The organism is Desulfocicer niacini, from assembly GCF_054657595.1.
The window spans coordinates 1-669 of sequence record NZ_BAAHYK010000163.1; the positions used below are offsets into that span (position 1 = coordinate 1).

Here is a 669-nt window from a genome sequence, read left to right on the forward strand (position 1 = left end):
CTTTAATATTACAAATCAAAATAATGGAATTTGGGGAAAATTGATTTGCGCTATCGCAAATGAAATGATGTGTCGAAGGCTATTTTAAAAAATAAAAGTATATTGATACCAAGCTTTTAAAGCTCTTCTGAAAATTCTACTATTTTATGCGGCTCGAGGATAATAATTTGTCCCTTCCTGGTTTTCAGCCACCCTTTCTTTTCCCACAGGCTTAAAACCCGGCTGACCGTAAACAGTGTTGTTCCGATATATTCGGCAATGTCCTTTCGGCTTAACGGGATATCAATACAGATACCATTGACGTCTTTTTTCCCTGAAGTTCGAACAAATCGCATTAAAGTCCTTGCGATCCTTTGTTCCACCTGTTGGGTGCACAATTCCATATATCGAATTTGCATGTCGTCCAGGCGTTCCAATACAATGGTTAATGCATTTATTGTGACACGTGGAAATTTTTCCATTATTTTCAAAATCTGGGAGCGGTTCCAGGCCACGACCGTGGATGGTTCCATGGCCTGGGCAGTAACGGGGTATTCCTTTTGTTTCATGACGGCAAGGGCTGCGGTCATGTCTCCCGGAGAAATATAACGAAGGGTGATCTCTTTCCCATCTTCGGTGACCTGACTCAACTTAAGTGTTCCCTGTTTTACCCAGAAATAGTTTTTTGCA

1 protein-coding gene is annotated in these 669 nt (G+C 41.1%); it reads right to left on the bottom strand.

Going from position 1 to position 669, the window contains the following annotated elements; all coding sequences use genetic code 11:
• Window positions 1-116: 116 nt before the first annotated feature.
• On the bottom strand, window positions 117-669 hold a 553-nt coding region (locus ACYQ2M_RS25200; RefSeq protein ID WP_459919161.1), incomplete at its 5' end, for a Crp/Fnr family transcriptional regulator.